At 77.6% G+C, this 1101-nt stretch carries 1 protein-coding gene; it reads right to left on the minus strand.

The features are described 5' to 3' along the window. The coding region (locus tag AE652_RS41890; RefSeq protein WP_159028746.1) for a MerR family transcriptional regulator at window positions 1–705 on the minus strand (705 nt) is incomplete at its 3' end. Window positions 706–1101 lie beyond the last annotated feature (396 nt).

Raw genomic sequence — 1101 nt, forward strand, 5'->3', positions numbered from 1 at the left:
TTCCTGGAGCGGCTGCTGGTCGAGGGCCCGCCGGCGGGTCAGGGCGGTGTACGCCTCGCGGTGCGCGGGCTCGATGCGCACCGCGAACGGGCCGTGCGGCCCGACACCGTTCGGCCCGACCGCGTTCGGGGTGGGGGCGCAGACCTCGACCAGGGCCTCGCAGTCCTCGCCCACCAGGCCGTGGTAGACCGCGAACAGCGGCCCCGACAGGCACGCCCCCGCCTCCCGCAGCCGGCCGAGCAGCAGCCCGGAGGCCTCGGCGAGGAAGCCGGGCAGCGCGGCGGCGTCCACGTGCCGCCGGACGAACAGGACGTACTGCTCGGGCACGTCGCGCTCGGCGACCTCGAACACGGCCGTGCCCCGTCCGGCCAGGACCTCGCGGGCGTAGCCCACCGCCTCCCGGCGGGCCGCGTGCTCGGCCTCCCGCTCCCGCCAGTACGCCAGCAGCTCCCGTTCGCCCGCGTCGCCGTCCGAATCGGCCGCGTCCAGCACCGCCGCGATCCGCGCCAGCGGCAGCCCGGCGGCGCGCAGCAGCGCGATCCGCCGGGCCCGCTCGACCTGCGCCGGGCCGTACCGCCGCACGCCGGTGCGCGGGTCGACCAGGGCGGGCGGCAGCAGCCCCCGCGCGCCGTAGAGCCGCAGGGCCTTGAGGCTGAGCCTGGTCCGGGCGGCGAGTTCGCCGATGGTGATCGTGTCGTCCTGCACGCCCGCCACTGTGCCCCCTGCCCCAGGGGGAGGGGCAAACGCCGAACACGGAAGGGGACGAACACGGAAGGGGACGAACACGGAAGGGGGCGGACACGGAGAGGCGAGCCGCACCCCCTTTGTGGCGGTACGTCAGCCTTCCCACCGGATCCGCCCGCCTGTTCGCGGCGCCGAGCGGGCCGGTTCACCGGCGCGTGAACTGGAGGCCGTCCGTGCACGGTTGACTTCCCGCGGCCTGGGAGGAAACGCCCCCGGGCCGCACCGTCCGCGGGCGAACGGCACTTCCGGCGCCCCGCGCGCCGCCGGAGACGCCCGAGCCCGCCGCCGTACGAGGAGACCCCCATGCCACCCCCGCCCGCCGGCACCCGCACCCGCAGCCGCCGCCGCGCCCTGGGC

It is taken from the genome of Kitasatospora sp. MY 5-36, assembly GCF_001182915.1.
Classification (GTDB): Bacteria; Actinomycetota; Actinomycetes; order Streptomycetales; family Streptomycetaceae; genus Kitasatospora.